Consider the following 23,675-nt stretch of genomic DNA (forward strand, 5'->3'; position numbering starts at 1 on the left):
TGGAAGGGATATGTTGAATGTGAAACTTACCCTGGCCTATGACGGTACCCTCTACCATGGATTCCAAAGGCAGAGAAACGCCATAAGTATTCAGGAGGTTTTAGAGAGAGCCCTTCATAGAGTCTATGGTGATGTTACTCCAGTAACTGGATCTGGAAGGACCGACTCCGGAGTTCATGCCCGGGGTCAAGTGGCAAATTACTATGCTCCCTTTGAAATTCCCATAGACCGAATTTCCTATGCTCTAAATTCTCTGCTTCCAGGTGATATCAGGGTCTTAACGGCGGAAATTGTTTCAAAAGAATTTCATGCTCGGTTTGATGCCAGGAGTAAAATATATTCATATCTTGTAGATCAGGCAGAATTTCATTCAGTAATGAATCGTCTTTATTCATATCATCTGCCAGGACCCTTGGATGTCAGTAGTATGGACCAGGCTTCGAAATATTTTTTGGGGAAACATAATTTTTCAGCTTTTTGTTCATCTAAAAGCTGTGTAAAAAATAAAGAGAGAGAAATAAAAAAAGCTTTTTGGGAAGAGGAAGGCCATATGCTGCGTTTTGTTATTGAAGCGGATGGATTTCTCTATAATATGGTCAGAATTATTGTCGGAACCCTTTTGGAAACAGGTAAGGGTAGAATGAGTCCCCGGGATGTTTCTTTAATTATTACCTCGGGGCACAGGCAGGCAGCTGGTCCCACAGTGCCGGCCAGAGGGCTTTGTTTAGAAAAAGTATACTATTAGATAAAATTAAAGTGGATAAATGTAGTCATTTAAAATGGCTTCTACTTGACAGTTAAGGTTAAATTATAATAAAATACGTTTGTGTGGATTAAATTATAAAAACATTACCCCAGCTAAAAGCGGTGTTAAAGGAGGGATAATATATGCGTACTACTCAAATGGCAAAAGCACATGAAGTGGAAAGAAAATGGTACATCATTGATGCTGCAGGCAAACCCTTGGGAAGAGTTGCTACTGAAGTTGCCCGGCTTCTAAGAGGCAAACACAAACCCATATTTACGCCCCACGTGGATACAGGGGATCATGTAATCGTGATCAATGCAGAAAAAGCACTGTTGACAGGAAGTAAACTGCAGCAGAAAAAATACTACCGTCATACCGGATATCCCGGCGGATTAAAGACGATAGGGTATGATGTTCTTATGAAACAAAAACCTGAACTGGCCATGTATAAGGCTGTTAAAGGAATGATTCCCCATAATCGTCTAGGAAGGGCGATGTTAAAGAAGTTAAGAGTGTACCGGGACGACAAACATACTCAAGAAGCTCAAAGACCTGAAGTCTGGAGCTTTTAGATGACCTTTTAGATTTCTCAAGAAAGGAGGAGAGAAATGGCACAGGTACAGTATTATGGAACTGGAAGAAGGAAAAGATCAGTTGCCAGGGTCCGGTTGGTTCCCGGCGACGGTCGCATAATTATAAATGATTTACCCCTGGATGAATATTTTGGATTGGAAACCCTTAAACTTATTGTAAAACAGCCCCTGACTTTAACAAAAACAATTGATAGTTTTGATGTAATCGCCAAGGTTGAGGGGGGCGGAAACTCCGGTCAGGCAGGTGCAATCCGGCACGGAATTGCCAGGGCCCTTTTGTTAGCGGATCAGGACATGCGTCCCATGCTAAAAAAAGCAGGTTTCTTGACCCGGGACCCCAGAATGACGGAAAGAAAGAAATATGGACTAAAAAAAGCTCGACGAGCCCCTCAGTTTTCCAAAAGATAAAGAGAAAAATACCAGTGAGCGCTGGTATTTTTTTATTGTACTTATTTTGAAAAAATTACTTGTTTTTCGAGATTTTTGAGGCATAAAGTGAAATTGCCATAGTAGTTATAAACCATACGATACCACCCACAAGGCCTATCCAGGAATAACTCCCATCTCTCAAGTAATTAAAGTAAGTTGCAGAAATAGCAAAAGTGGCACCCCCTGCTATGCCAAAAATAAGTCCGCACTGGAGGGGTTCAATTTTTTTGGGGACAGTCATATCCAGTCCTCCTTTCTTTAGAAAAATTAATCATACTAAATATAGCAAAATCATTAAAACAGAGCTTTTTCTTAGATGTTTTTGAAAGTGAAACCTTAAAGGCCCCACCTCTAAGCACATGTGTAGTAGGAGGTTCAACCGTATAATATAAAACCCGCAACGCCGGCTGCCATGATGATTAGTATGGGGTTAAGACGGGTTAAACTTAATAGTAAAAAACTTCCTAGAGCGATGAAAACGCTTCTCAGGTCTTCCAGGGTAACAGTGGACTGGATAATAGTGATGGCTGCCAGGCTGATCAAAGCAATGACAGCTGGCCTAAGCCCTTTAAAGGCTGCCTGGACTAAAGGGAGCTTATAAAACTTCTGTAAAAACCGGGCAATAATTAGGATAATAACGAAGGAAGGGAGGACTACCCCCAGGGTTGAAGCCAGGGCTCCAGGGATGCCGCCAACCCGAAAACCTACAAAAGTAGCCAGGTTAATGGCGATGGGCCCTGGGGTCATCTCTGCTATGGCAATAATATCTATGAATTCATTATAGGTGAGCCAGGCGTTTGTCCGAATCACTTCTTTTTCAATAAGGGGCAGCATTACATAGCCTCCTCCAAAACTGAACAAACCTACCTTTAGAAAGCTCATAAAAATATTTAAAAGCAGCATAAACAATCCCCCGTGCTATTCTTCATTTCGATAAAATAATAAACCGGTGAGGACCCCTATTACAATGATTAATATAGGATTGAACTCTAAAAACAGGGCAATCAGTAAGAACGAGATAATAAATGCCAGGCTTTTTATATTGGTTACAGTGGGCCTGCCAACTTTAAAGACAGCAGCGGCAATAAAAGCTCCCACTGCCGGGCGAATCCCACTGAACACCGCTTCAACCCCGGGAAGATTCTGAAACTGCAGGAAGAAGGCAGCAATTATTAAAATAACTGTAAAGGAAGGGATTGCAGCACCTAGAACAGCTGCCAGTGAGCCAAAAGCACCCATAATCTTATAACCTACATATACTGCACTGTTTATAATGATGGCACCTGGAGCGGTCATGGCAACGGCCACAATGTCCACAAACTCTTGGGGGGATACCCATTTCTTTTTATCTACAATCTCCTGCTTAACTAAAGGCAGCATAGCCAGTCCTCCCCCAAAGGTAAAGGCACCTATTTTAAAAAAGATAATAAAAATATGTAGAAACTTCTTGTAAACACTTTCCTTTTCCTTTTGTTCAGATGATAATTCCCTGTCTTGGGACATGTTTGTTCTCCCTGAAATTTATCTCTTTTTAGGATATAGGACCCCCACCTCTTAGCGTTCGCGTAGGTGGGGCTTAAAAACTGGTGGAGTAGAGACTCCACCTGATTCTCCGATTGTTTCAGCTTGCTGAAATGAGTCCACCATTAATTATAACACTAGGGATATATGTTTACAAAGTCAGGTATTATTCTCGTTTTCATATAATAGATTATAACAAAGAATTTAGTTAAGGTGGGGATGGAGTAGAGTGAAAATAGTATATTTCTTTTCTCCAAAAAAGCGTTCCAAAAAATTGGCCATTATTTTATTATTTATTTTAATGATAGGCAGTTCAATGGTGTGGAATTTTGCTAAAAAAAATATTGAATCGGCAGTCACTTTTTTGCCCCTGCAGGGCAGAACAATTGTGGTGGATCCAGGACATGGTGGATACGATCCGGGAGTTGGAAGGAATGATTTTGCAGAAAAGGATGTTAACCTGGCGATTTCTCTGGTTTTAAGGGATTACCTTCAGCAGGGTGGAGCCCGGGTGGTGATGACCCGGGAAATTGATATGGATTTTTTACAGGCTGCAGCAGGCCCAAAAAAGAAGCTGGACATGAAAAATCGTCTGGTTATTATTGAAGAGAGCAAAGCTGACTTAATTATCAGCATTCATTCTAATGCAATATCTTCTAGTTATTGGTCCGGTGCCCAGACTTTTTACCAGGAGGGGGACGAAGAGGGAAAAGCTTTGGCTGAGCTAATCCAAAAGGAGATGATCAGGGTTCTTCAGAATACGGATAGAATGATAAAGCCCGGTGATTATGTTCTTCTTCGGGAATCTTCTATGCCTGGAGTTGTAATCGAATTAGGCTTTTTGTCTAATCCTACCGAAGCCAGGCTTTTAATGGACCCAGAATACCAAATAAAATTGGCCTGGAGTATTTACGGGGGTCTGGTGAATTACTTTGAGTCAGATTAATTTCTTTTTTTTTACATCTTTTTTAAAAAAGGAATACTGTCCTGTAAATGTATAGAAAAAATTCTGGAGCGGCAATTAGCCGTTCTTTTTTAAGTTAAATATATGATTCACTTCAAAACTTGCACCAACCATTTTTTGTATATATAATGGGTCTAACAATGCTGGGGATAAAGCTGATTAAAGACAATTCAACCCTTGCATAACAAGAATTAAGGGGAGGTTTATATGAATAATATTGTAATGGTTGGGATAACCCCTCATCCACCTTTAATCATCCCTGAGGTGGGGGGATTAGAAGCGGAGAAAGTACAGAACACTGTAAAATCTCTTCAAGAACTGGCAGCTCAAGTTAAAATAAGTAAACCGGAAACTGTAGTTATTATTACTCCTCACGGACCTGTTTTTAGGGATGCGGTGGCTGTAACCGGTGAAGATGAATTAACAGGTTCCATGGAGCAGTTCGGGGCTCCCCAGGTCATAATTCAAGTGCCTAATGACCTGGAAATGGTTAAATATATTATAGAGGAAGCAGCTAAGGAACAGGTGCTGGGGATTGAGATGGATAAACAGCAGGCTAAAAAGTATGATCTGTCTCTGGAATTGGACCATGGGGCCTTAGTACCCATGTATTTTCTTAAGAAGCAGCTGGTTAAAGCTTCATTTGTACATATCACTATTGGTTTTTTAAGTTATCCGGAACTATATTCCTTTGGGAAGGCGATTCAGATGGCAGCGCATAGGGCAGACAGAAAAATTGCGGTTCTGGCCAGCGGGGATCTGTCTCACTGTCTCATTCCCGGGGCTCCGGCCCAGTACCATCCTGCCGGTCAGGCATTTGATCAGAAGCTTAAGAAGCTGTTGGAGGAATACCGGGTGGAGGAAATTATTTCCATGGATGATAATTTGGTTAAAAATGCTGCGGAATGTGGGTTAAGGCCAATTATCATGGCACTGGGATCATTGGATGGATGTAAGGTAGAGTCTCATATTATATCTTACGAAGGACCCTTTGGGGTAGGCTACCTGGTAGGTATTCTTAAGGCCGGTCAGTTTAGAAAGGAAAATGAAGCGGGGGACCGTTACTATAGGTTGGAGCAGGAAAAGTTGAAAGTTGTTCATGATTGTGAAAGCATTTATGTAAAGCTTGCCAGGGATACATTAGAAAAAGCTGTGCAGAAGGGTGAAAAACCTCAAGCGCCCAGTCCACTGCCGGAGGAACTGAAGGATAAGGCCGGTGTTTTTGTATCTATCAAAAAACAGGGACAGCTTAGGGGTTGCATCGGTACCATTGAACCTACCCGGAAAAACATTGCCGAAGAAATACAGCAGAATGCTTTGAGTGCAGGTTTATCTGACCCTCGTTTTCCTCCTGTCAGTCCCGAGGAACTTCCCTACTTAGTAATTTCTGTAGACATATTAATGCCTCCGGAACCGGTGACGGGACAGGATGAACTGGATCCTCAAAAATATGGAGTAATCGTAAAAAGTGGTTCTAAAAAAGGGCTGCTGCTCCCTCAACTTGAGGGGGTGAATACGGTAGATGAACAGCTGGCTATAGCCCGGGAAAAGGCCGGGATCACATCCCGGGAGCAGGTTGAGCTATACCGTTTTGAAGTGAAAAGACATTATTAATTATTACATCAATAACAGGGAGGAATTATTTATGTTTGGGGAAAAGCATGTCAAAGAAGCCGGGTTTTATTTCTTCGACCAGAAAAAAGAATCGGTATTCTGTCGTTTATGTCCCCATTACTGTCGTATTAAGGAAGGCGAAAGGGGAAAATGCAGAGTCAGGGGTTGTAAGGATGGAAAGTTGTTCAGCCTGAATTACGGGGTCTGTGCTTCTTACTGTTTGGATCCTATAGAAAAAAAACCTCTCTATCATTTTTACCCCGGAAGTCATATTTTTTCTATAGGTTCAGTGGGCTGCAATTTTACCTGTCAATTCTGCCAAAACTGGAATATTGCCCAGCAGTTTGAGGCGGCCAATACAGTTATGGTAACCCCTGAAGATATTACGGAAATTATGGAGAAGAGGGTTCCCGTGGAACAACGGCTGGGAGTAGCATTTACTTATAATGAACCTGCGGTCTGGTACGAATTTATCTACGACACCTCCCGGTTGATTCAGGAGCAGGGATTGAAAAATGTGCTGGTCACCAATGGTTTTATTAATCCCGAACCCCTGGAAAAGCTGCTTCCTTACATAGATGCTATGAACATTGATATTAAAGGGTTTACAGAAGAGTTTTACCAAAAATACTGCGGCGGCAGCCTGAAGCCGGTAATGAAGGCGGTGGAACTGGCAGCATCCCACTGTCATGTGGAAGTCACCAACCTGTTGATTCCGGAATTAAATGATTCCCATGATGATATTCAAAGGATGGTTGAATGGATTGCTAAAATAAGCCCGGATATTCCCCTTCACATTTCCCGTTATTATCCAAGCTACCGCATGGAGAAGGAAGCCACATCAGAAAAGAAATTAAAAAAGGCTCGGGAAATTGCACTGGAAAAGCTCCGCTATGTTTATATCGGTAATCTATTTGAAAGCGACTATGCCAGCACCTATTGTCCCAGGTGCGGTTTGCTGTTGATTAACAGAAGGGGCTTTTCTATAAAAAATCAGGGGATTGATGATGACCATAAATGCAGGAAGTGTGGTGAAAAAATATTAATTTTAGGGTAAGCTAAAAGCATAGTCATATAAAAAATAATGAAATATGGCCGGAGAAGAGCAAGTATTATATCAGGGGATTAGGCATAGAATTTGAATAGATATAAATGAATTCAAAGGAGATCAGTTTGAAATGAAAAATCCGGCCTTCTCCATGTTAGAATTGTTTGCTCATATTCATCAGGCGTTAAATGAAATTGTATGGGGTATGCCTCTTATTATTTTAATATTGGGTGCCGGGGTTTACCTATCATACCGCACCGGTTTTATTCAGGTGACAAAAATCGTGCTTATAGCTAAAAGTATTGTTTCGGGGTTTATATATCAAAAAAAAGGCGAAGGGGACATTTCACCGTTTCAGGCCTTGACTACAGCACTGGCGGCTACTGTGGGCACAGGTAACATTGCCGGTGTAGCTACGGCAATTTCCTTGGGAGGGGCAGGTGCCATGTTTTGGATGTGGTTTTCTGCTTTTTTTGGAATGGTAACCAAGTACAGTGAAATTGTTCTGGCTGTTCATTTTCGGGAAAAGAAGCCCGGTGGCCGCATTGTAGGCGGCCCTATGTATTTTTTGCAAAAAGGGTTAAATAGCCGCATTTTGGCGGTGCTCTTTGCTTTTTTTGGCTCCCTGGCAGCCTTTGGTATTGGGAACATGGTGCAGGCCAATTCGGTGGCGGATGCTGTAAATTTGGCTTTTGGCGTTCCTCCCTTTATGACGGGTATAATCCTGGCGGTGATAGCGGGAGCGGTAATTTTAGGAGGAATTAAGAGAATCGCCTCCTTTACGGAGAAACTGGTGCCTGTTATGGCTCTGATATATGTACTGGGGGCAGTCACTATTTTACTATTGAACATGGAATTTATTCCCAGAGCATTGGCCAGCATCTTCAACCTGGCTTTTACTCCGGAAGCTGCAGCAGGCGGTTTTGTGGGAGCTGGAATAAGGGAGACAGTAAGATTTGGGGTAGCCAGAGGTATTTTCACCAATGAAGCGGGGCTTGGCAGCGCTTCCATCGCCCATGCCTCCGCCAGGACGCACCATCCGGCAGCCCAAGGGGCTTGGGGCATTATAGAAGTGTTTATTGATACCCTGGTAATCTGTACCCTGACTGCTTTGGTTATTTTGGTGACCGGTTCTATAGAATCAGGACTGGAGGGGGCTGCCCTGACTACAGAAGCTTTTAACCGGGGGCTGCCTGGTCCTGGAGGCCTAATTGTAGCATTTGGGCTGATCTTTTTTGCCTTTACCACTCTTTTGGCCTGGTCTTTTTACGGTGAAAAGTGTTTTGAATTTCTTTTTGGAACCAGAGCTTCCCTGAGATATCGGCAGGTTTGGATCCCTTTTATCCTGGTGGGTGCAGTGGGTGGTTTGAGGGGGATTTGGAATCTGGCTGATACCTTAAACGGCCTCATGGCTGTCCCCAACCTGGTGGGACTGGTGGGCCTTAGCGGTTTAGTAGTAAAGCTTACCAAGGAATATTTTAAAAGATAATCAAAAATTTAAAAAACTTCTTAATATTTAACAGAAACTTTAACAAATTGCAGAAGGTTTTTTCAAAATCTTAGTAGAAATATTAAAGGATAAAGAGATATAGACGGGGGTCAAAACATAATGCTGGAACAAATCCAGGTTATTGTTATGCAATTTGGGTGGCGGGATGTTTTAGATATTGCCATTATTGCTTTTATTGTTTATAAATTGATTATTTTAATCCGGGGGACCAGAGCGGTTCAGTTATTAAAGGGTTTAATTCTTCTTCTTATCGTCACTGTAGTGGTACGTCAGCTGGGGTTGACCGCAATAGACTGGGTGCTGCGGCAGGTTATGACCATTGGGATAATTGCCATACCCATCGTTTTCCAGCCTGAATTAAGAAGGGGGCTGGAACAGTTGGGTAGGGGCAAAATTTTTGTACGGACCTCTTACCAGTGTGGCGAAAGGGATGTAGAACAGACCGCAGAAGAAATTATAAAATGTATTCAGGTATTGGTTAAGAATAGAATAGGGGCTTTGATCGTCTTGGAAAGGCAGACGGGTATTAATGAATTTATTGAAACCGGAATTCGTATTGACAGCCTGGTATCTGCAGAACTGCTAATCAACATTTTTATGCCCCGAACCCCTCTTCATGATGGAGCAGTAATATTACGGGGAAACCGTATAATGGCCGCCGGCTGCTATCTTCCTCTGACTGAGAATCCTCACCTGAGTAAGGAGTTGGGTACTCGTCACCGGGCAGCGTTAGGTATATCGGAACAGTCCGATGCCGTTTCCATCATTGTTTCCGAAGAGACTGGAGCAGTTTCCTTAGCCAACAATGGAAAATTGACCCGGTATTTAGATAATAAAACACTGGTAAAAATGCTTTTAAACTTTTTTAAGCCCCCTTCTAATAGTACTTATTTCTGGCAGTGGAGGTCCTCTTAAATGATTGACCGCCTATTACAAAACAACACAGCGGCAAAAATATTAGCAATCTTTTTAGCTTTTATAATATGGTTCTACATTACCGGGGATACCCGTGATGCAGCCGGTAATGACCTCAGCAGGCCTTTTGCAAGGGTTCCTATTGTGGTTCACAACCTGGCGGAATATCATGTGATAACGGAGATGGAGCGGGAGGTAGACTTTATGGTGCGGGGCAGTTCTGAGGCATTGGCAGAGATTGCACCGGAGGATATGGAAATATTTGTAGATCTCAGTGGGCTGAAGGAAGGAGAGCATGTTGTGCCGGTAAAAAGTACTGCTCCTCCTGATTTAAGAATTCAAAAGATTAGCCCCTCCAGAGTTACTGTAGTTATAGAAGAGGTAATCACCAGCCAGATGGAAGTGGTGCCGGTACTGACGGGGGAACCGGTTGAAGGATATGTTACGGGAGAAGTTATGGTGGATCCTCAAAATGTACTGATAAAAGGCAGCCGGAGCAGGCATTCCCTGGTGGATGAAGTCATGGTAATAATAGATGTAGAGGGTGCTGATTCGGATATTCAGAAGATACTTCCTCTAAAGGTAGTAAATGCTCAAGGGCGAGAAATTGAGGGCCTGGAGATTCAGCCGGCGGAGGTGGAAGTTTACGTAAATGTGCATTTACCGGAGGAACAGTTTCCCATTGAAGTGGTTATGGAAGGGGAACTACCGGAAGGCCTGGAGATTATAGAGGTGACGGCATATCCCCAAACTGTATTTCTTGTAGGGCTCAAGACAATTTTGGAAAATTTTGAAACAGTGAAGAGCCTACCGATAAGCCTTAAAGGTAGGGAGGAGAGCTTTACTTATGAAGTGGAACTGGAGGTTCCTCTTGGGACAAGCTTAAAAACAGAGAGTAATATTTTGGTAAATGTTGTAATAGGTACCAAAGATGAATAGTTATATGATATAATAATGGAAGTTTGAGGAGGAAGCTTTTATGGGGAAACTTTTTGGAACAGATGGGATCAGAGGGGTAGCCAACAGTGAACTTACCCCCGAACTGGTCTTTAAAATATCTAAAATAGCAGCTTATTATCTTACTTTGGAAGAAGAAAAACCCTTTATGGTGGTAGGTAAGGATACCAGAATATCCGGGGATATGCTGGAAGGTTCCATTATTTCAGGGTTGACTTCACTGGGGGTAAATGTCTATACGGTGGGGGTTATATCAACTCCTGGGGTGGCTTACCTGATTAAACATCTGAAAGCAAATGGAGGGGTTATGATTTCCGCTTCCCATAATCCCTTGGAAGATAATGGGATAAAGTTCTTCAATGCCCAGGGATTTAAGCTAAGCGATAATCAGGAAGAAAAAATAGAGGCATTATATTATTCTAATACCGATGAACTTCCTCGTCCTATAGGGGAAAAGGTGGGTCGAGTGTATCCCCTTGAAGATTCAGTTCGTTATTACATAGACTACTTAAAAAGTTCTGTAAAAGTAGATTTAACCGGTTATAAAATAGTTTTGGACTGTGCCAACGGGGCTGTTTACAATACTGCACCATTTCTTTTTAGGGAACTGGGAGCAGAGGTAATTGTCCTCAATGATTGTTCAGACGGCAAAAGCATTAATGTGAACTGTGGTTCTACTCACCCTGAAAGGGTGGCGGAAGCGGTGCAGGCCTTTGGGGCACAGGTGGGTTTTTCTTTTGATGGTGATGGAGACCGGCTGATTGCTGTAGATGAAAAAGGCAGAGTAGTTGATGGCGATTATATAATGGCCATTTGTGGTAAACATTTAAAAGATCAAGGGAAATTGGACAAAAGCACCATTGTGACCACTGTCATGAGCAATCTGGGGTTGGATATAGCTGCGGAAAAAGTGGGTTTACAGCTTGTAAAAACCAGGGTAGGGGATCGTTATGTCCTGGAAACTATGCTAAAGGATGGTTATAATTTTGGCGGGGAACAGTCGGGACATATTATTTTCTTAGATTATAATACTACCGGCGACGGTATTCTAACTGCCCTGACATTAGCTAGAATCTTGGTTTTGGAAGGAAGGCCCTTTTCTCAGCTGACGGAAATAATGTCCAAACTGCCCCAGGTATTAAAGAATGCCCAGGTAAAGAAAATAGGGTATCTACCGGATAATCCTAGAGTTAACCAAGCTGTTTTGGCAGCAGAAAAGAAGTTGGGTAACAAAGGTAGGGTTCTGGTTCGTCCTTCTGGGACTGAGCCCTTGGTCAGAGTTATGCTGGAGGGACAAAATGAGCAGGAACTGCATATAATGGCAGAAGAGATTATTAAGGTGCTGAAGGAAGAGTTTTCTCATTAGTGAATTCGTTTCAGCAAGCTTTAAAATCGGGGAATCAGGTGGAGACTCTACTCCACCTGATTAAAAGCCTCACCTGCGCTAACGCATAGAGGTGGGGAGGTTATACTATAAAAAAAGAATAAATCCAGGGGGTGACTATAAGACGAATAAATATACTAAAAGTCCAGGAGTTTATGGTAAGGAAACATTTTCCGGGTTGTTTAATTTATGTTTTTTAAAAGCGCCTGAACATGTTTTATCAACATGTTGACGAGGAGGAGGTTTATCGAGTTTTCGGCGGGTGCCTCCCGGTCTGCCACGACCGTTAAAAATTCTTTAAAGCTGTGGAGAAATCTTCAGGACAAAGGGAATTGGGTGGATGAATCCGGAAAAACGCTCATTTTAAGTAACATTTAATGTTATTTGGGGTGGTCGTATTTTGGATTTTTTTTATACTTAATGGCTGGTGAAAAGTGAACTGGTTTCAGCAAGCTTTAAAATCGGGTAATCAGGTGGAGACTCTACTCCACCAGATTTTAAGCCCCACCTGGGCTAACGCTTAGAGGTAGGGGTCTTATATCCTAAAAACAAAGAATAAATAAAAATCGGAGGTAGTAAATATATGTGTGGAATCGTCGGGTACATTGGGACGCAGCAGGCATGTCCCATTCTTATAGAAGGTTTAAAAAAGCTTGAGTATCGGGGGTATGATTCTGCAGGAGTTGCCCTTCTAAACGGTGGAAATATAGAAATTGTAAAATCGGTGGGAAGACTTCATGACCTGGAAAAGAAATTGAACGGATATTCTCCCTGGGGTAGTATTGGTATTGGCCATACCCGTTGGGCTACCCATGGCCGTCCTTCAGATGTTAATTCCCATCCCCACAAAGCCTGCAGTAGTGATTTTGCAGTGGTCCATAACGGGATTATTGAAAATTATCTGCAGCTGAAGGGCTGGTTGGCTTCAGAGGGCCATATCTTCTGCTCTGAAACGGACACCGAGGTGCTGGCCCATCTGGTGGAAAACTTCTATCAGGGTGACCTGTTGGAAGCCGTTAGAAAGGCAATTTCTAAAGTAGAGGGTTCATACGCCATGGCGGTCATGACAGACCAGGAAGAGGATAAAATTGTCTGTGTTAGAAAAGAGAGCCCTCTAGTAATTGGTTTAGGTAAAGGGGAACAGTTTATTGCTTCAGACATTCCAGCCATACTCAACCACACCCGGAAAACGTATATTATGGATGATCATGAAATAGCGGTGGTAGAAAATGAAGATGTTTCAATTTTTAATGGAACCGGAAAGAAAATAAATAAAAGCGTATTCAATGTGAATTGGGACCAGCAGGCAGCGGAAAAAGACGGCTTTGACCACTTTATGCTTAAAGAAATATATGAACAGCCTCCAGCCATAAAGGAAACCCTAAAAGGCAGGTTAGACATTGAAAACTATCGGATCCAGTTAAACGATATTACTCTAGAAGCAGAATATCTGAAAAATCTAAGCAAGATAAACATTGTAGCCTGCGGCACTGCGTATCATGCAGGACTGGTGGGAAAACATGTTATAGAAAAGTTGACCCGTATACCCGTTGAAGTAGAACTGGCCTCAGAATATCGTTACCGGGATCCCATTGTAGACCCGGAGAGAAACCTGGTGATGGTAGTCAGTCAGTCTGGGGAAACAGCAGATACCCTGGCAGCTATGAAACTGTCTAAGTCCATGGGAGCCAAAGTTCTGGCGGTGACCAACGTTGTCGGCAGCTCCGTGTCCCGGGAGGCAGACTCTGTTATTTACACCTGGGCAGGCCCGGAAATTGCCGTGGCCTCTACCAAAGCTTATATCACCCAGCTGGTGGCTATGTATCTTTGGGGTCTTTATATTGCTCAGTTGAAGGAAAGCCTGTCTCAAAAAGAGACTAAAGAAATTATGGATGGGCTGAGGTGCATCCCCAGCCAGGTGCAGTGTATTCTGGAACAGACATCAAAAATAGAAGACATTGCTAGAGTTGTCTACCAAAAAGATGACCTGTTCTTCATTGGGAGGGGCTTGGACTATGCAGTAGCTCAGGAGGGTTCTTTAAAGCTAAAAGAGATATCCTACATTCATGCCGAATCCTATGCAGCAGGGGAACTTAAGCACGGCACCCTTGCTCTGGTGACTGAAGATACCCCGGTATTGGCAGTGTTGACTCAAAAAAATATTTATGAAAAGACCTTAAGCAATATCAAGGAGGTAAAAGCCCGGGATGCTTATGTTATTGCGGTGACATTAAAGAGCAACAAGTCTATAGAAACTGAAGTAGATAAAGTGTTCTATGTCCCCGAAAACCTGGACATTTTAATGCCGCTTTTGACCGTGGTCCCTCTGCAGCTGCTCTCTTACTACGCCGCCCTGATGAGGGGCTGTGACGTTGATAAACCCAGGAACCTGGCAAAAAGTGTTACGGTTGAGTAAGTGAGTAAAGGGTCAGCCTTGAATGAATGAATGATGAACTCAATTTCAAGAACGGTTAATACCAGTTATTCTAAGGTAGTCCAATAACAACCTTTGTTGTGGTATAATTATCCAAAGGAGGTCGTTTTACTAAAAATTTAATTAGATTGGAGCCTACGTTAAATGAAAAAACGATTGAAAATAAAAGTGATTGGCACTATACTAATTATGTTAAGTATGTTCATTTTTACAGCAGCAGTGATGGCAGTTGAAGATGGTATTGATGAGAAAAACGGTTTACCTCGTGTAGTCTATGGAGAGTCATTGTCAGAGTCACAACAAGAAGAAGTGCGGCGATTATTAAATGTTACTGACCGAGATATGGTTAGAGAATATATTGTTACAGCTGCGGACCTTGTACAGTATATTGGTGGGGATGGAGGATCAAACATGTATTCTTCAGCCATAATCACCCGTAAAAATGAAGGGCATGGTATTGTCATTAAAATTGTAAGCGTGGAGAATATTACTCAAGTTACTAGTGAAATGTATGCCAATGCGCTGTTGACAGCCGGTGTCGAAAATGCCTATGTTGAGGTCGCGTCTCCGGTCAAAGTAACTGGACATTCTGCCTTAACGGGAATATATAAAGCATTTAATGTTGATGGTGAATCGTTAGATCAAGACCGAATGGAAGTAGCAAACCAAGAGTTAGAACTTGTTACAGAATTAGCCGATCTAGAGGGTGTCGACAAGGAAAGCATCACCCAGTTATTAACGGAAATCAAAAAACAAATTGCTGCACAAAACCCAGCATCACGTGAAGAAGTAGAGCAAATAGTTATTGAGCAATTAAATAAATTGAATTTAGAACTCAGTGAAGCAGACATTCAAAAATTATCAGATTTGTTTGAGAAGATGCGTTCCATCGATATTGATTTTGGACAAGTAACCAAGCAGTTAGAAGACATTACTAAAAGCATCCAGAATAGGCTGCAAGAAATTAGTGGTGACACAGATTTTTGGGAAGTTGTTAAGGACTTCTTTGCTCAAATTGTAGATGCAATTAAAAATATATTTTCATAGTAACGAAAGTGAACTGGTTTCAGCAAGCTCAAAACACATCGGGAATCAGGTGGAGACTCTATTCCACCTGATTACAAGCCCCACCTACGCTAACCCTTAGAGGTGGGGGGTCTTATACCCTAAAAAATGAATAAAAGAACAGGTATTTCACTAATTTTTAAAAAAATATTCTGTTCCCAAAAATATTATCATTACAAAGTAGGCATTGGTTAAACGACCGATGCTTTTTTCTTGACAAATTATAAGCATAAGCAAAGAAAGGCATTTTAAAAATGCTAAAGTTAATGCTCTCTAGTGTGGATAAATAAGGATTCTACCATATTTTAAGACAGGCTGCCCTTTTCAAGTTTGCTAAACTGTGTGGGTGGTAATTCATTCCTCTCAGTGAATTTATGTGATGCTGCTGAGCTATTTTTGCAAGAATTCTTTAGTTTCCCTTGACAGGGAAACTAAAGAAGAATATAATAATAAGTAAGTTAGTAACTAACTAATTAATTTAGGGTGATGCTTATGTTTATTCTTTTGCTTATAGTAAAAAAACTGAAGTATGCTTTAATCTGATTTAAGAACAGATTTGTTGGAATCCAGGGAAAGAGGTTTAATTACAATATCCGGAGGTGGAACGAATGGCTATTATGAGTAAATGTCCCGGGCAGGATACCCGGTATTGGAAACCAGAGGATATTCAGGATGCCAAGTGTCCGGGCTGTGAGCAGCCCATAGAGTTTTGGAAAACTGATATAAGAGTAAAGTGTCCCAACTGTCAAAAAATTGTGACCAACCCCAATTTTAACCTGTCCTGTGCCGCCTGGTGCTCTTTTGCCACACAGTGTTTAGGGGATGTGGCCCGGGGACTGGGAAAACCGGATTCATTGAGGAAGAAGCTGGAGGTAGAGGTGCAGCATGACTTAAATGATGAAACAGCAAAAATGATTTTGGCAGCTCTGGAAAAAGGGTGGGAAATTGCCGAGAGGGATAATGCCGAATTTTTGATAGTAGTGCTCTCCATTACTTACAAGGTTATCAAGGATCAATATGGCAGTGGGGAAGGGGAAAGGCTCTTTCAAAATATACGCAAGAAAGCGGAGATTCCTCGTCTGGCGGCAGACCAGGCCATTCAGGTAGCAGAGGAGGTTGAGAAGAAAATCTTTGAAAATGCCAGCGCCCGGGTAGTTTATGAAACCCTTTATGGAGAAAGAATTCCTGTCAACACAGAGCAGAAAGATGAACCGGAAATGGCAGCCAGAGTTAAGCGGGAAATAATTAAAATTGATGAAGATCTGTGTGATGGTTGTGGGGAGTGTGTCCCCTCCTGTGCCGAGGGTGCCATACAGATTATTGACGGGAAAGCCAGGCTGGTCAGTGAGATATACTGCGACGGTTTAGGCGCCTGTCTGGGAGAATGCCCCCAGGGAGCCATAAGCATGGAGGAAAGAGAGGCTGAACCCTTTGATGAGGAAGCGGTGGAGAAATACCTGGAGACACTAAAAGACACTGAGAGCACAGCATGTGCATCCACGGTGGAACAGGAAATCCCCCGGGGAGAAATGCCAGCCGGGATTGAAACAAATGATGCCGGGGAAGATTTTTCAGAGCTGGTCAACTGGCCGGTAAAGCTGAAGCTGGTATCCCCTGAGGCGGAATTCTTGAAGAAACCCCAGCTGGTAATTTCTGCAGACTGCGTGCCCTTTGCCTTTGGGAACTTTCACCGCAGGTTTTTGAAGGGAAGGCCCCTGTTAATCGGTTGTCCCAAATTAGATGATACCACACTGTATTTTACCAAGCTGACAGAGATTTTTAAAACCAATAACTATGAAAAAGTTACGGTAGTATATATGGAAATCCCCTGCTGCTCCGGGCTGTACGGTCTGGTGGAAAAGGCCCTGGAGGAGGCAGATTCAAAGGCCCTTCTGCAGAGTGTAAATATTGGGGTTGATGGGCAGGAAATAAGTAATAGCAAAAGATAGTGTAGAGACAGCTTAAGGGCAAAAGAGGATAGTAATTAAGAAGGGGGGCGGTATATTTACCGCCCCCTTAAAAATATTAATGTATGTATCATTAACTCTGCGTTATTGTGGCATGAAATATCGGATAGGTATAATAATTTCTGATGTTATATTGATAATAGGAGTAAGTGAAATGAAAACTATATTAGTTTTAAGTCTTGATTTGAAAAAACAATTTGGATATTCCATCAATATATTTGGCTTTTATACCTGTTTTTGGGTATAATAAACTAAAAAAAGAGGAATGGAAATGCAAAAAATAACAGTACGACAACTGGTAAGCCACACTAACCGTTTTGATAACAAACAAATCCAGGTAAACGGTTGGATTAGAAGTAACCGGGATCAAAAATCCTTTGGCTTTATCTCTTTAAATGATGGAACCCATTTTGATTCAATTCAAATAGTATATGAAAAGGAGTTTCTATCAAACTTTGATGAGGTGGCAGGGTTAGGAGCAGGTGCAGCTGTAACGGTAAGGGGAACGTTTGTGCTGACACCACAGACAAGGCAGCCCTTTGAAATAAAGGCAGCAGAAATTATCTTAGAAGGGGATTCCCCTAAGGATTATCCCATACAACCCAAAAGGCACTCTAGGGAATTTTTAAGAGAAGTAGCACATCTGCGGCCTCGAACAAATCTTTTTTCGGCAGTTTTTAGGGTCCGGTCACTGCTTAACTTCGCTATTCATAAATTTTTTCAAGAAAAAGGCTTTATTTATTTTCATTCACCCATAATTACTGCCAATGATGCAGAAGGTGCTGGAGAATTATTCAGAGTGACAACTTTGGACCCAAAGGAGCCTCCAATTACAGGGGATGGATATGTCAATTATTCTGAAGATTTTTTTGGCAAAAAGACAAATCTTTCGGTTAGCGGTCAGTTAGAAGCAGAAGCCTTTGCTCTTGCCTTTAGAAATGTGTATACCTTCGGGCCAACTTTTAGAGCGGAAAATTCAAATACACCAAGGCATGCGGCGGAATTCTGGATGATAGAACCTGAAGTCGCTTTTGCAGATTTAAAAGATAATATGAGGCTGGCAGAAGAAATGATGAAATATATAATAGGTTACATCCTTGATCATGCCGTTGAAGAGATGGAATTTTTCAATAAATTTGTGGATAAGGGATTAAAAGACAGGATGCAAAATATTATAAATTCTCAATTTGAACAGATAACTTATACAAAAGCCATAGAGATACTAAAGAAATCTAATAAAAAGTTCCAATATCCCGTTGAATGGGGTAAAGACTTGCAAACAGAGCATGAAAGATATTTGACAGAAAAAGCTTTTAATAAACCGGTGTTTGTAACTGATTACCCCAAAGGCATTAAGGCATTTTATATGCGTTTGAATGATGATGGAAAAACTGTTGCAGCTATGGATTTATTAGTTCCGGGAGTAGGAGAAATCATAGGAGGCAGCCAGAGGGAAGAAAGAATAGAAAAGTTAGAAGAAAGAATGGTTGAGTTTAATATTAAAAAAGAAGATTTATGGTGGTATTTAGAGCTGAGGAAATATGGAGGAGTTAAGCATGCCGGTTTTGGATTGGGTTTTGAAAGGGCAGTTATGTATATTACAGGAGTAAGCAATATAAGGGATGTCATCCCATTTCCAAGAACGGTTAATACCTGCGAATTTTAAGCAGTCAGAGCAGCCCCAAGTATTTTCTATAACTAAAAATAACTAAGGGATAATTGGCATAAACTATTGATATCTACAGTGATAGTATTAAATATTTGTAAAAGAGGAATGATGGGTTATGAACGATCTTGAAAAGAAATTAAACCAATGTAAAAAACCATCCGGCAAAATGGGGAAGCAGGTAGTTGAGGAGATGAACAAGCACCATTTTCATTTGACCAGTTGGGGCTTAGAAAAAGTTCATATTGAAGAAAACAGTATTATTTTGGACATCGGCTGTGGTGGAGGAAGCACCGTGGCAAGATTAGCATCCATGGCAGTGGGGGGTAAGGTTTACGGAATTGATTATTCGCCAGACTGCGTGAACTGGTCAAAAGCACATAACAAGCAGCTGATATCTAAAGGCCGGGTGGAAATCCTTCATGCTGGCGTTGAAAAGATGCCCTTTGAAGAGAATCAATTCGATATTGTCATGGCGGTGGAAACAGTCTATTTTTGGCCTGGCCTTGTTAAATGCTTTCAAGAAGTGAGGAGAGTTTTGAAGTCCTCAGGAAAATTTGTTATTGTTAATGAAATGTATGTAAATGAAGCGTTTAAAGAAAGAAATGACAAGTTTACAGCAGCAGGTGAGATGATATTACATACTCCTGAAAAACTTAAAGAATTATTGGAGAAAGCCGGTTTTAAAAGTGTTACTATAGATTTGATGGAAGAGAAAAATTGGTTATGCTGTGTAAGTGAAAAATAAAAGAATGTTAAATGTTTATACCCACATACTTTATAATCTTAACATACAGACAATAGCTGCAGATCATGACCACAGAGGATACCGCCATGGCCAAATAGAAATTGCAGTTGTAGCGGAGTAAAAAAGACATAACTATGAAAAAGATGATAGATGGAATTACTATCCAGATTATAAGGTTGGAAAACTGTAAAACTTTGCCGGAATCATTGGTTTCAACAAATAACCAGGTCATGGCAATCATTGAAGTGATGGGCAGGGAAATAAGAATGGCACCAAAGGCAGTAGATTTTTTGCTGACTTCGGATACAAGGGCAATGAGCAGGGCGGATACAACGGTTTTCAAAAGAAATTCCATAGATTTATCACTCCTTTGATACGGGTTAAGGTTATTTACTTGATAAATTTGTCAATGGCTTTATCTAAGTCTTCCAAAGTTTTGGTATCGTTGTTTTTAATGGCATCCACTACACAGTGGTTAATATGGTCGGTTAAAATAAGTTTTCCGGCATTGTTTAATGCAGACCTTACTGCAGACATCTGAATCAGTATTTCACTGCATTCCCTGTCTTCCTCTACCATCCTTTTGACAGACTCCATGTGGCCTATGATGCGGGACATCCTGTTTACAATACTTTTTTTATTTACGTGGTTATGAGTATTAATAATAAACACCTCCCGATACAATATCCCCCTATGGGGGATATTGTATCATACATTAGAAAAAATTTAAAGAGATATTAAGGAAAAAAAGTGTGATTAATTATCTTGCTTTCTTTTCTATATAGAGGTAGTCTTAAAAGGAGGGTATGTGCTGCTCTTTTAATCCCATGTCTTTAAAATTCTCATAAGTCACAATTTTTTATTATGCTAATCCAGGTTATAATCGTAAAAAGGGTATAATGAAGAAAAAGAAAAGTGGTCAGTGAACTCGTTTCAGCAAGCTGAAACATCGGGGAATCAGGTGGAGACTCTACTCCACCTGATTAAAAGCCCCACCTACGCTAACGCTTAGAGGTGGGGGTCTTATACCCTAAAAAAAAGAGATAAAACATTCATAAAATTTGTTGTAGAGGGAAGGTACTATTATTATGTTTGAAGAAAATATTACAAGAGTAGATTTGGATGGCAGGGAACTTATACTCATTGGAACTGCTCACGTATCCAAAAAAAGTGCGGAACAAGTGAAGGAAGTTATAGAAGCCGAAAGGCCTGATTGTGTTTGTATAGAATTGGATAAACAGAGATATCAAACTGTCATGGATAGAGACAGATGGAAGAAGATGGACATATTTAAGATTATTAAAGAAAAGAAAGCTACTCTTCTATTAATTAATCTTTTAATATCTTCTTTTCAAAAGCGGCTGGCAAAGCAATTTGGCATTAAGCCTGGGCAAGAAATGATTCAGGGAATTGAATCAGCTAAAGAAGTAGGTGCTACTCTAGTACTGGCCGATAGAAATATACAGGTAACCTTTTCACGAATTTGGCATGGAATTGGGCTGTGGGGAAAAGTTAAGCTTATGTTTTCTATTTTCTTTAGTATTTTTAATGACGAGAGTTTTTCAGAAGAGGAACTGGAGAAAATAAAGTCTCAAGATATGCTTGATGCTATGCTTAATGATTTTACAGAGTTTTTTCCTAAATTAAAAGTTCCTTTGATTGATGAGCGGGATCAATATTTAGCTCAGAAGATAAAAGAAGCTCCGGGAAGTAAGGTTGTTGCAGTTTTAGGGGCTGCTCATGTTCCCGGGATAAAGGAAGAAATTAAAAAAGAACATAATTTAGCAGCTTTATCCAAGCTTCCTCCAAAATCCAAAGCACCTAAAATTATTGCTTGGGCCATACCAATAATTATTCTTGCTATCATTGGTTATACTTTTTTCGCGAATCCTTCTGCTGGAGTCAATCAAACAGTGAGCTGGGTGCTGTGGAATGGATTTTTTTCAGCAATCGGTGCGGCCATTGCTTTTGGACATCCCCTGACCATTATTACTGCCTTTATTGTAGCTCCCTTAAGCTCTTTAAATCCACTCATGGCTGCCGGGTGGTTTGCGGGGATAGTCCAAGCCTATATCAGCCGGCCCAGTGTAGAAGCTTTTGAAAGCCTATCGGAGGATGTTTTTACTGTAAAAGGATTTTGGACCAATAAGGTAACCCGTATTCTACTTACAGTAGCCTTAACAAATTTAGGGAGTACCTTGGGGACAATAATTGGTGGAGCCGATGTAATTCGTTTGTTTATAGAGAATATATAGTTTGTTTACAGAGAAGCTGTCAAAGTGTCAAGGGGATGGTTCTATTAAATTATTTGAAAAAACTAAGGGTGCAGGTTCTGCAGGCTCTTAATTTAGCCCGGGTTGGTGGCAGTAAATGTAAGGAGGGTAGAAATCTGTAAAAAAAACCCTCTTGACAAATGTATGGATAGTTTATAGAATTGAACCAATAATTAAATATTTTGTTTCAGGTGCCTGTTTAGGATAATAGGGAACCGGGTTAAAGTCCCGGACGGTCCCGCCACTGTAAACGGTAGCCCACCTTATAACCACCGCTTGTCGTCCCCATGGGGCAAGGCAGGCGGGAAGGAAGGAAAGGGTGCGAATCCGTGAGTCAGGAAACCTGCCTGAAACTTGACTACTCTGCCTCGTGTGTAAGGTTTTGTAGATGTTTAAGGATAATGGTAAAGTCCACATCAATTTATTTGGTGTGGACTTTTTTTATGTAATGTGCCTTGTTCTATGACTGGACCGGACATGAGTGGGAAGAGCAGCCAAAGTATTCACATTTTATGAAGAGATAGGAGGAATAACAAATGACATTATTATGCAGTGCAGCAGAAGGTATTTTTACTTCTGAAATGGAACAGGTGGCATCAAGGGAGGGAGTATCTCCGGAGTTGGTAATGAAGGGGGTTGCAGAGGGAAAGATTGTAATCCTTAGAAATACTCTGCACCAAAGCGTAGTCCCCACAGGAATTGGCCCGGGGCTGAAGACCAAGGTAAGTGCCAGTGTTGGTCTGTATGGAGAGAATGCAGTGTTGAAGGAAGAGGCAGCCAAGGTTCAGGCAGCCATCCACTTTGGAGCTGACGTTATCATGGATTTAAGTGTAAGCGGAGATATTGATGCCATGAGGAAAAAAACTCTGGCATTATGCTCCAGACCGGTGGGGACGCTGCCCCTTTATCAGGCTCTGGCCGAGGCCGGGGAAAAACAAGGTTCTTCATTAAACCTGAAAGAAGAAGACCTATTTGAAGTGATTGAAAGGCAGGCAGCTGAAGGCGTTGATTTTTTAGCTTTTCATTCAAGCCTGACCATGGATATTGTGGAAAGGGCTAAGACGGATCACCGGATTGACTCTCTGGTGAGTTATGGAGGGTCTCATCTGATGGGATGGATGCTTCACAACCAAAAGGAAAACCCTCTCTATGAAAATTATGATCGTGTGCTGGATATTGCCCGACGCTATGATATAACCATCAGCATAGCCGACGGTATGAGGCCCGGGTGTCTTCATGATTCCCTGGATGGCCCCCAGGTACAGGAATTGGTAGTGATTGGTGAGCTGGTAAGAAGGGCCAGGGAAGCCGGGGTGCAAATTATGGTCAAGGGGCCGGGGCATGTGCCTTTAGATCAACTGAAGGCTACGGTAATACTGCAAAAAAGTTTATGCCATGGAGCGCCCTATTTTGTGTTTGGCCCCGTAGTCACCGATATTGCAGCAGGATATGATCATATCAGCGCGGCAATCGGTAGTGCTGTAAGTGCCTGGGCTGGGGCAGATTTTATCTGTTATGTAACACCGGCAGAACATATTGGCATCCCTAACCTTGAACAGGTTCGGGAAGGAGTTATCGCTTCCCGAATTGCCGCCCATGCTGCTGACCTGGCTAAGGGACTGAAGGGAGCGGATCAATGGGACCTGGAGTTATCTCGGGCTAGAAAGAAACTGGACTGGGAAGAGCAGATGAGGCTGGCTATAGATCCCCAGAGGGCGGAACAGATCAGGAAAGATCGGAGCAAGGAATCCTCCTCTGCCTGTGCCATGTGCGGCAAATACTGTGCCATGGAAATTGTTTCTGAGTATTTAGGGACTGCTAAAATAAACTGCTAAAGGA

General features: G+C 41.7%; 22 protein-coding genes and 1 riboswitch. Of the genes, 17 read left to right on the forward strand and 5 right to left on the reverse strand.

The window, feature by feature from the left end:
• The first annotated feature begins 10 nt into the window (after positions 1-10).
• The 3 genes from truA to rpsI all read left to right on the forward strand — a co-directional run bounded on the left by truA (position 11) and on the right by rpsI (position 1,749).
• A complete protein-coding gene (gene truA, locus HUE98_RS02045) occupies positions 11-745 on the forward strand; it encodes a tRNA pseudouridine(38-40) synthase TruA (protein WP_241422228.1) in 735 nt (244 codons plus the stop codon).
• Between the two features lie 143 nt (positions 746-888).
• Positions 889-1,320: a 50S ribosomal protein L13 gene (gene rplM, locus HUE98_RS02050; protein WP_241422229.1), complete on the forward strand. Its 432-nt coding sequence runs from the start codon at positions 889-891 to the stop codon at positions 1,318-1,320.
• A 36-nt stretch (positions 1,321-1,356) separates the two neighbouring features.
• On the forward strand, positions 1,357-1,749 hold the full coding sequence (gene rpsI / locus HUE98_RS02055; protein WP_241422230.1) for a 30S ribosomal protein S9: 393 nt from the start codon (positions 1,357-1,359) through the stop codon (positions 1,747-1,749).
• A gap of 55 nt (positions 1,750-1,804) precedes the next feature.
• Here rpsI and HUE98_RS02060 read toward each other — a convergent pair whose 3' ends face one another.
• The 3 genes from HUE98_RS02060 to HUE98_RS02070 form a co-directional block, all read right to left on the reverse strand.
• Positions 1,805-2,011 carry a hypothetical protein gene (locus HUE98_RS02060; RefSeq protein ID WP_241422231.1) on the reverse strand — a complete coding sequence of 69 codons (207 nt, stop codon included), beginning with the start codon at positions 2,009-2,011 and terminating at the stop codon, positions 1,805-1,807.
• A gap of 134 nt (positions 2,012-2,145) precedes the next feature.
• Positions 2,146-2,673 carry a chromate transporter gene (locus tag HUE98_RS02065; RefSeq protein WP_241422232.1) on the reverse strand — a complete coding sequence of 176 codons (528 nt, stop codon included), beginning with the start codon at positions 2,671-2,673 and terminating at the stop codon, positions 2,146-2,148.
• A gap of 15 nt (positions 2,674-2,688) precedes the next feature.
• Entirely contained in the window at positions 2,689-3,273 is a 585-nt protein-coding gene (locus tag HUE98_RS02070; protein ID WP_241422233.1) for a chromate transporter, read from the reverse strand.
• Positions 3,274-3,520: 247 nt separating this feature from the next.
• On the opposite strand from HUE98_RS02070, the gene HUE98_RS02075 reads away from it, so the two are divergent.
• From HUE98_RS02075 to HUE98_RS02130, 12 genes are all read left to right on the forward strand, one after another.
• Positions 3,521-4,237 (forward strand): N-acetylmuramoyl-L-alanine amidase, encoded by a 717-nt coding sequence (locus HUE98_RS02075; protein ID WP_241422234.1) that lies wholly within the window; start codon positions 3,521-3,523, stop codon positions 4,235-4,237.
• A gap of 225 nt (positions 4,238-4,462) precedes the next feature.
• Complete coding sequence (gene amrA, locus HUE98_RS02080) at positions 4,463-5,869, forward strand: AmmeMemoRadiSam system protein A (RefSeq protein ID WP_241422235.1); 1,407 nt, start codon at positions 4,463-4,465, stop codon at positions 5,867-5,869.
• A gap of 31 nt (positions 5,870-5,900) precedes the next feature.
• A complete protein-coding gene (gene amrS, locus HUE98_RS02085; protein ID WP_241422236.1) occupies positions 5,901-6,926 on the forward strand; it encodes an AmmeMemoRadiSam system radical SAM enzyme in 1,026 nt (341 codons plus the stop codon).
• A gap of 121 nt (positions 6,927-7,047) precedes the next feature.
• Complete coding sequence (locus tag HUE98_RS02090; RefSeq protein ID WP_241422237.1) at positions 7,048-8,406, forward strand: alanine/glycine:cation symporter family protein; 1,359 nt, start codon at positions 7,048-7,050, stop codon at positions 8,404-8,406.
• A 120-nt stretch (positions 8,407-8,526) separates the two neighbouring features.
• Positions 8,527-9,342, forward strand: a complete 816-nt coding sequence (cdaA, locus tag HUE98_RS02095) for a diadenylate cyclase CdaA (protein ID WP_241422238.1) — start codon at positions 8,527-8,529, stop codon at positions 9,340-9,342.
• Positions 9,343-10,281, forward strand: a complete 939-nt coding sequence (locus tag HUE98_RS02100; protein WP_241422239.1) for a CdaR family protein — start codon at positions 9,343-9,345, stop codon at positions 10,279-10,281.
• A 40-nt stretch (positions 10,282-10,321) separates the two neighbouring features.
• Positions 10,322-11,665, forward strand: a complete 1,344-nt coding sequence (glmM, locus tag HUE98_RS02105; protein ID WP_241422240.1) for a phosphoglucosamine mutase — start codon at positions 10,322-10,324, stop codon at positions 11,663-11,665.
• A gap of 601 nt (positions 11,666-12,266) precedes the next feature.
• On the forward strand, positions 12,267-14,099 hold the full coding sequence (gene glmS, locus HUE98_RS02110) for a glutamine--fructose-6-phosphate transaminase (isomerizing) (protein WP_241422241.1): 1,833 nt from the start codon (positions 12,267-12,269) through the stop codon (positions 14,097-14,099).
• A 162-nt stretch (positions 14,100-14,261) separates the two neighbouring features.
• The gene (locus HUE98_RS02115; protein ID WP_241422242.1) at positions 14,262-15,164 is read left to right on the forward strand and encodes a DUF1002 domain-containing protein; all 903 of its coding nucleotides are present in this window, start codon (positions 14,262-14,264) and stop codon (positions 15,162-15,164) included.
• A gap of 626 nt (positions 15,165-15,790) precedes the next feature.
• Positions 15,791-17,131 (forward strand): ATP-binding protein, encoded by a 1,341-nt coding sequence (locus HUE98_RS02120; RefSeq protein WP_241422243.1) that lies wholly within the window; start codon positions 15,791-15,793, stop codon positions 17,129-17,131.
• 289 nt (positions 17,132-17,420) lie between these two features.
• Entirely contained in the window at positions 17,421-18,815 is a 1,395-nt protein-coding gene (asnS, locus tag HUE98_RS02125) for an asparagine--tRNA ligase (RefSeq protein WP_241422244.1), read from the forward strand.
• Positions 18,816-18,933: 118 nt separating this feature from the next.
• The gene (locus HUE98_RS02130; protein ID WP_241422245.1) at positions 18,934-19,563 is read left to right on the forward strand and encodes a class I SAM-dependent methyltransferase; all 630 of its coding nucleotides are present in this window, start codon (positions 18,934-18,936) and stop codon (positions 19,561-19,563) included.
• 7 nt (positions 19,564-19,570) lie between these two features.
• On the opposite strand, the gene HUE98_RS02135 is transcribed toward HUE98_RS02130, so the two are convergent.
• Positions 19,571-19,918, reverse strand: a complete 348-nt coding sequence (locus tag HUE98_RS02135) for a DUF3147 family protein (protein WP_241422246.1) — start codon at positions 19,916-19,918, stop codon at positions 19,571-19,573.
• 35 nt (positions 19,919-19,953) lie between these two features.
• The gene (locus HUE98_RS02140) at positions 19,954-20,229 is read right to left on the reverse strand and encodes a metal-sensing transcriptional repressor (protein ID WP_407080290.1); all 276 of its coding nucleotides are present in this window, start codon (positions 20,227-20,229) and stop codon (positions 19,954-19,956) included.
• A gap of 422 nt (positions 20,230-20,651) precedes the next feature.
• Between HUE98_RS02140 and HUE98_RS02145 the strand changes: the two genes are divergently transcribed.
• Positions 20,652-21,818: a TraB/GumN family protein gene (locus HUE98_RS02145; protein WP_318036515.1), complete on the forward strand. Its 1,167-nt coding sequence runs from the start codon at positions 20,652-20,654 to the stop codon at positions 21,816-21,818.
• A 190-nt stretch (positions 21,819-22,008) separates the two neighbouring features.
• A riboswitch (cobalamin riboswitch) is annotated at positions 22,009-22,201 on the forward strand.
• Positions 22,202-22,372: 171 nt separating this feature from the next.
• The gene (gene thiC / locus HUE98_RS02150; protein WP_241422247.1) at positions 22,373-23,671 is read left to right on the forward strand and encodes a phosphomethylpyrimidine synthase ThiC; all 1,299 of its coding nucleotides are present in this window, start codon (positions 22,373-22,375) and stop codon (positions 23,669-23,671) included.
• The last annotated feature ends 4 nt before the right edge of the window (positions 23,672-23,675 follow it).

This window comes from Candidatus Contubernalis alkalaceticus, assembly GCF_022558445.1.
Classification (GTDB): Bacteria; Bacillota; Dethiobacteria; order SKNC01; family SKNC01; genus Contubernalis; species Contubernalis alkaliaceticus.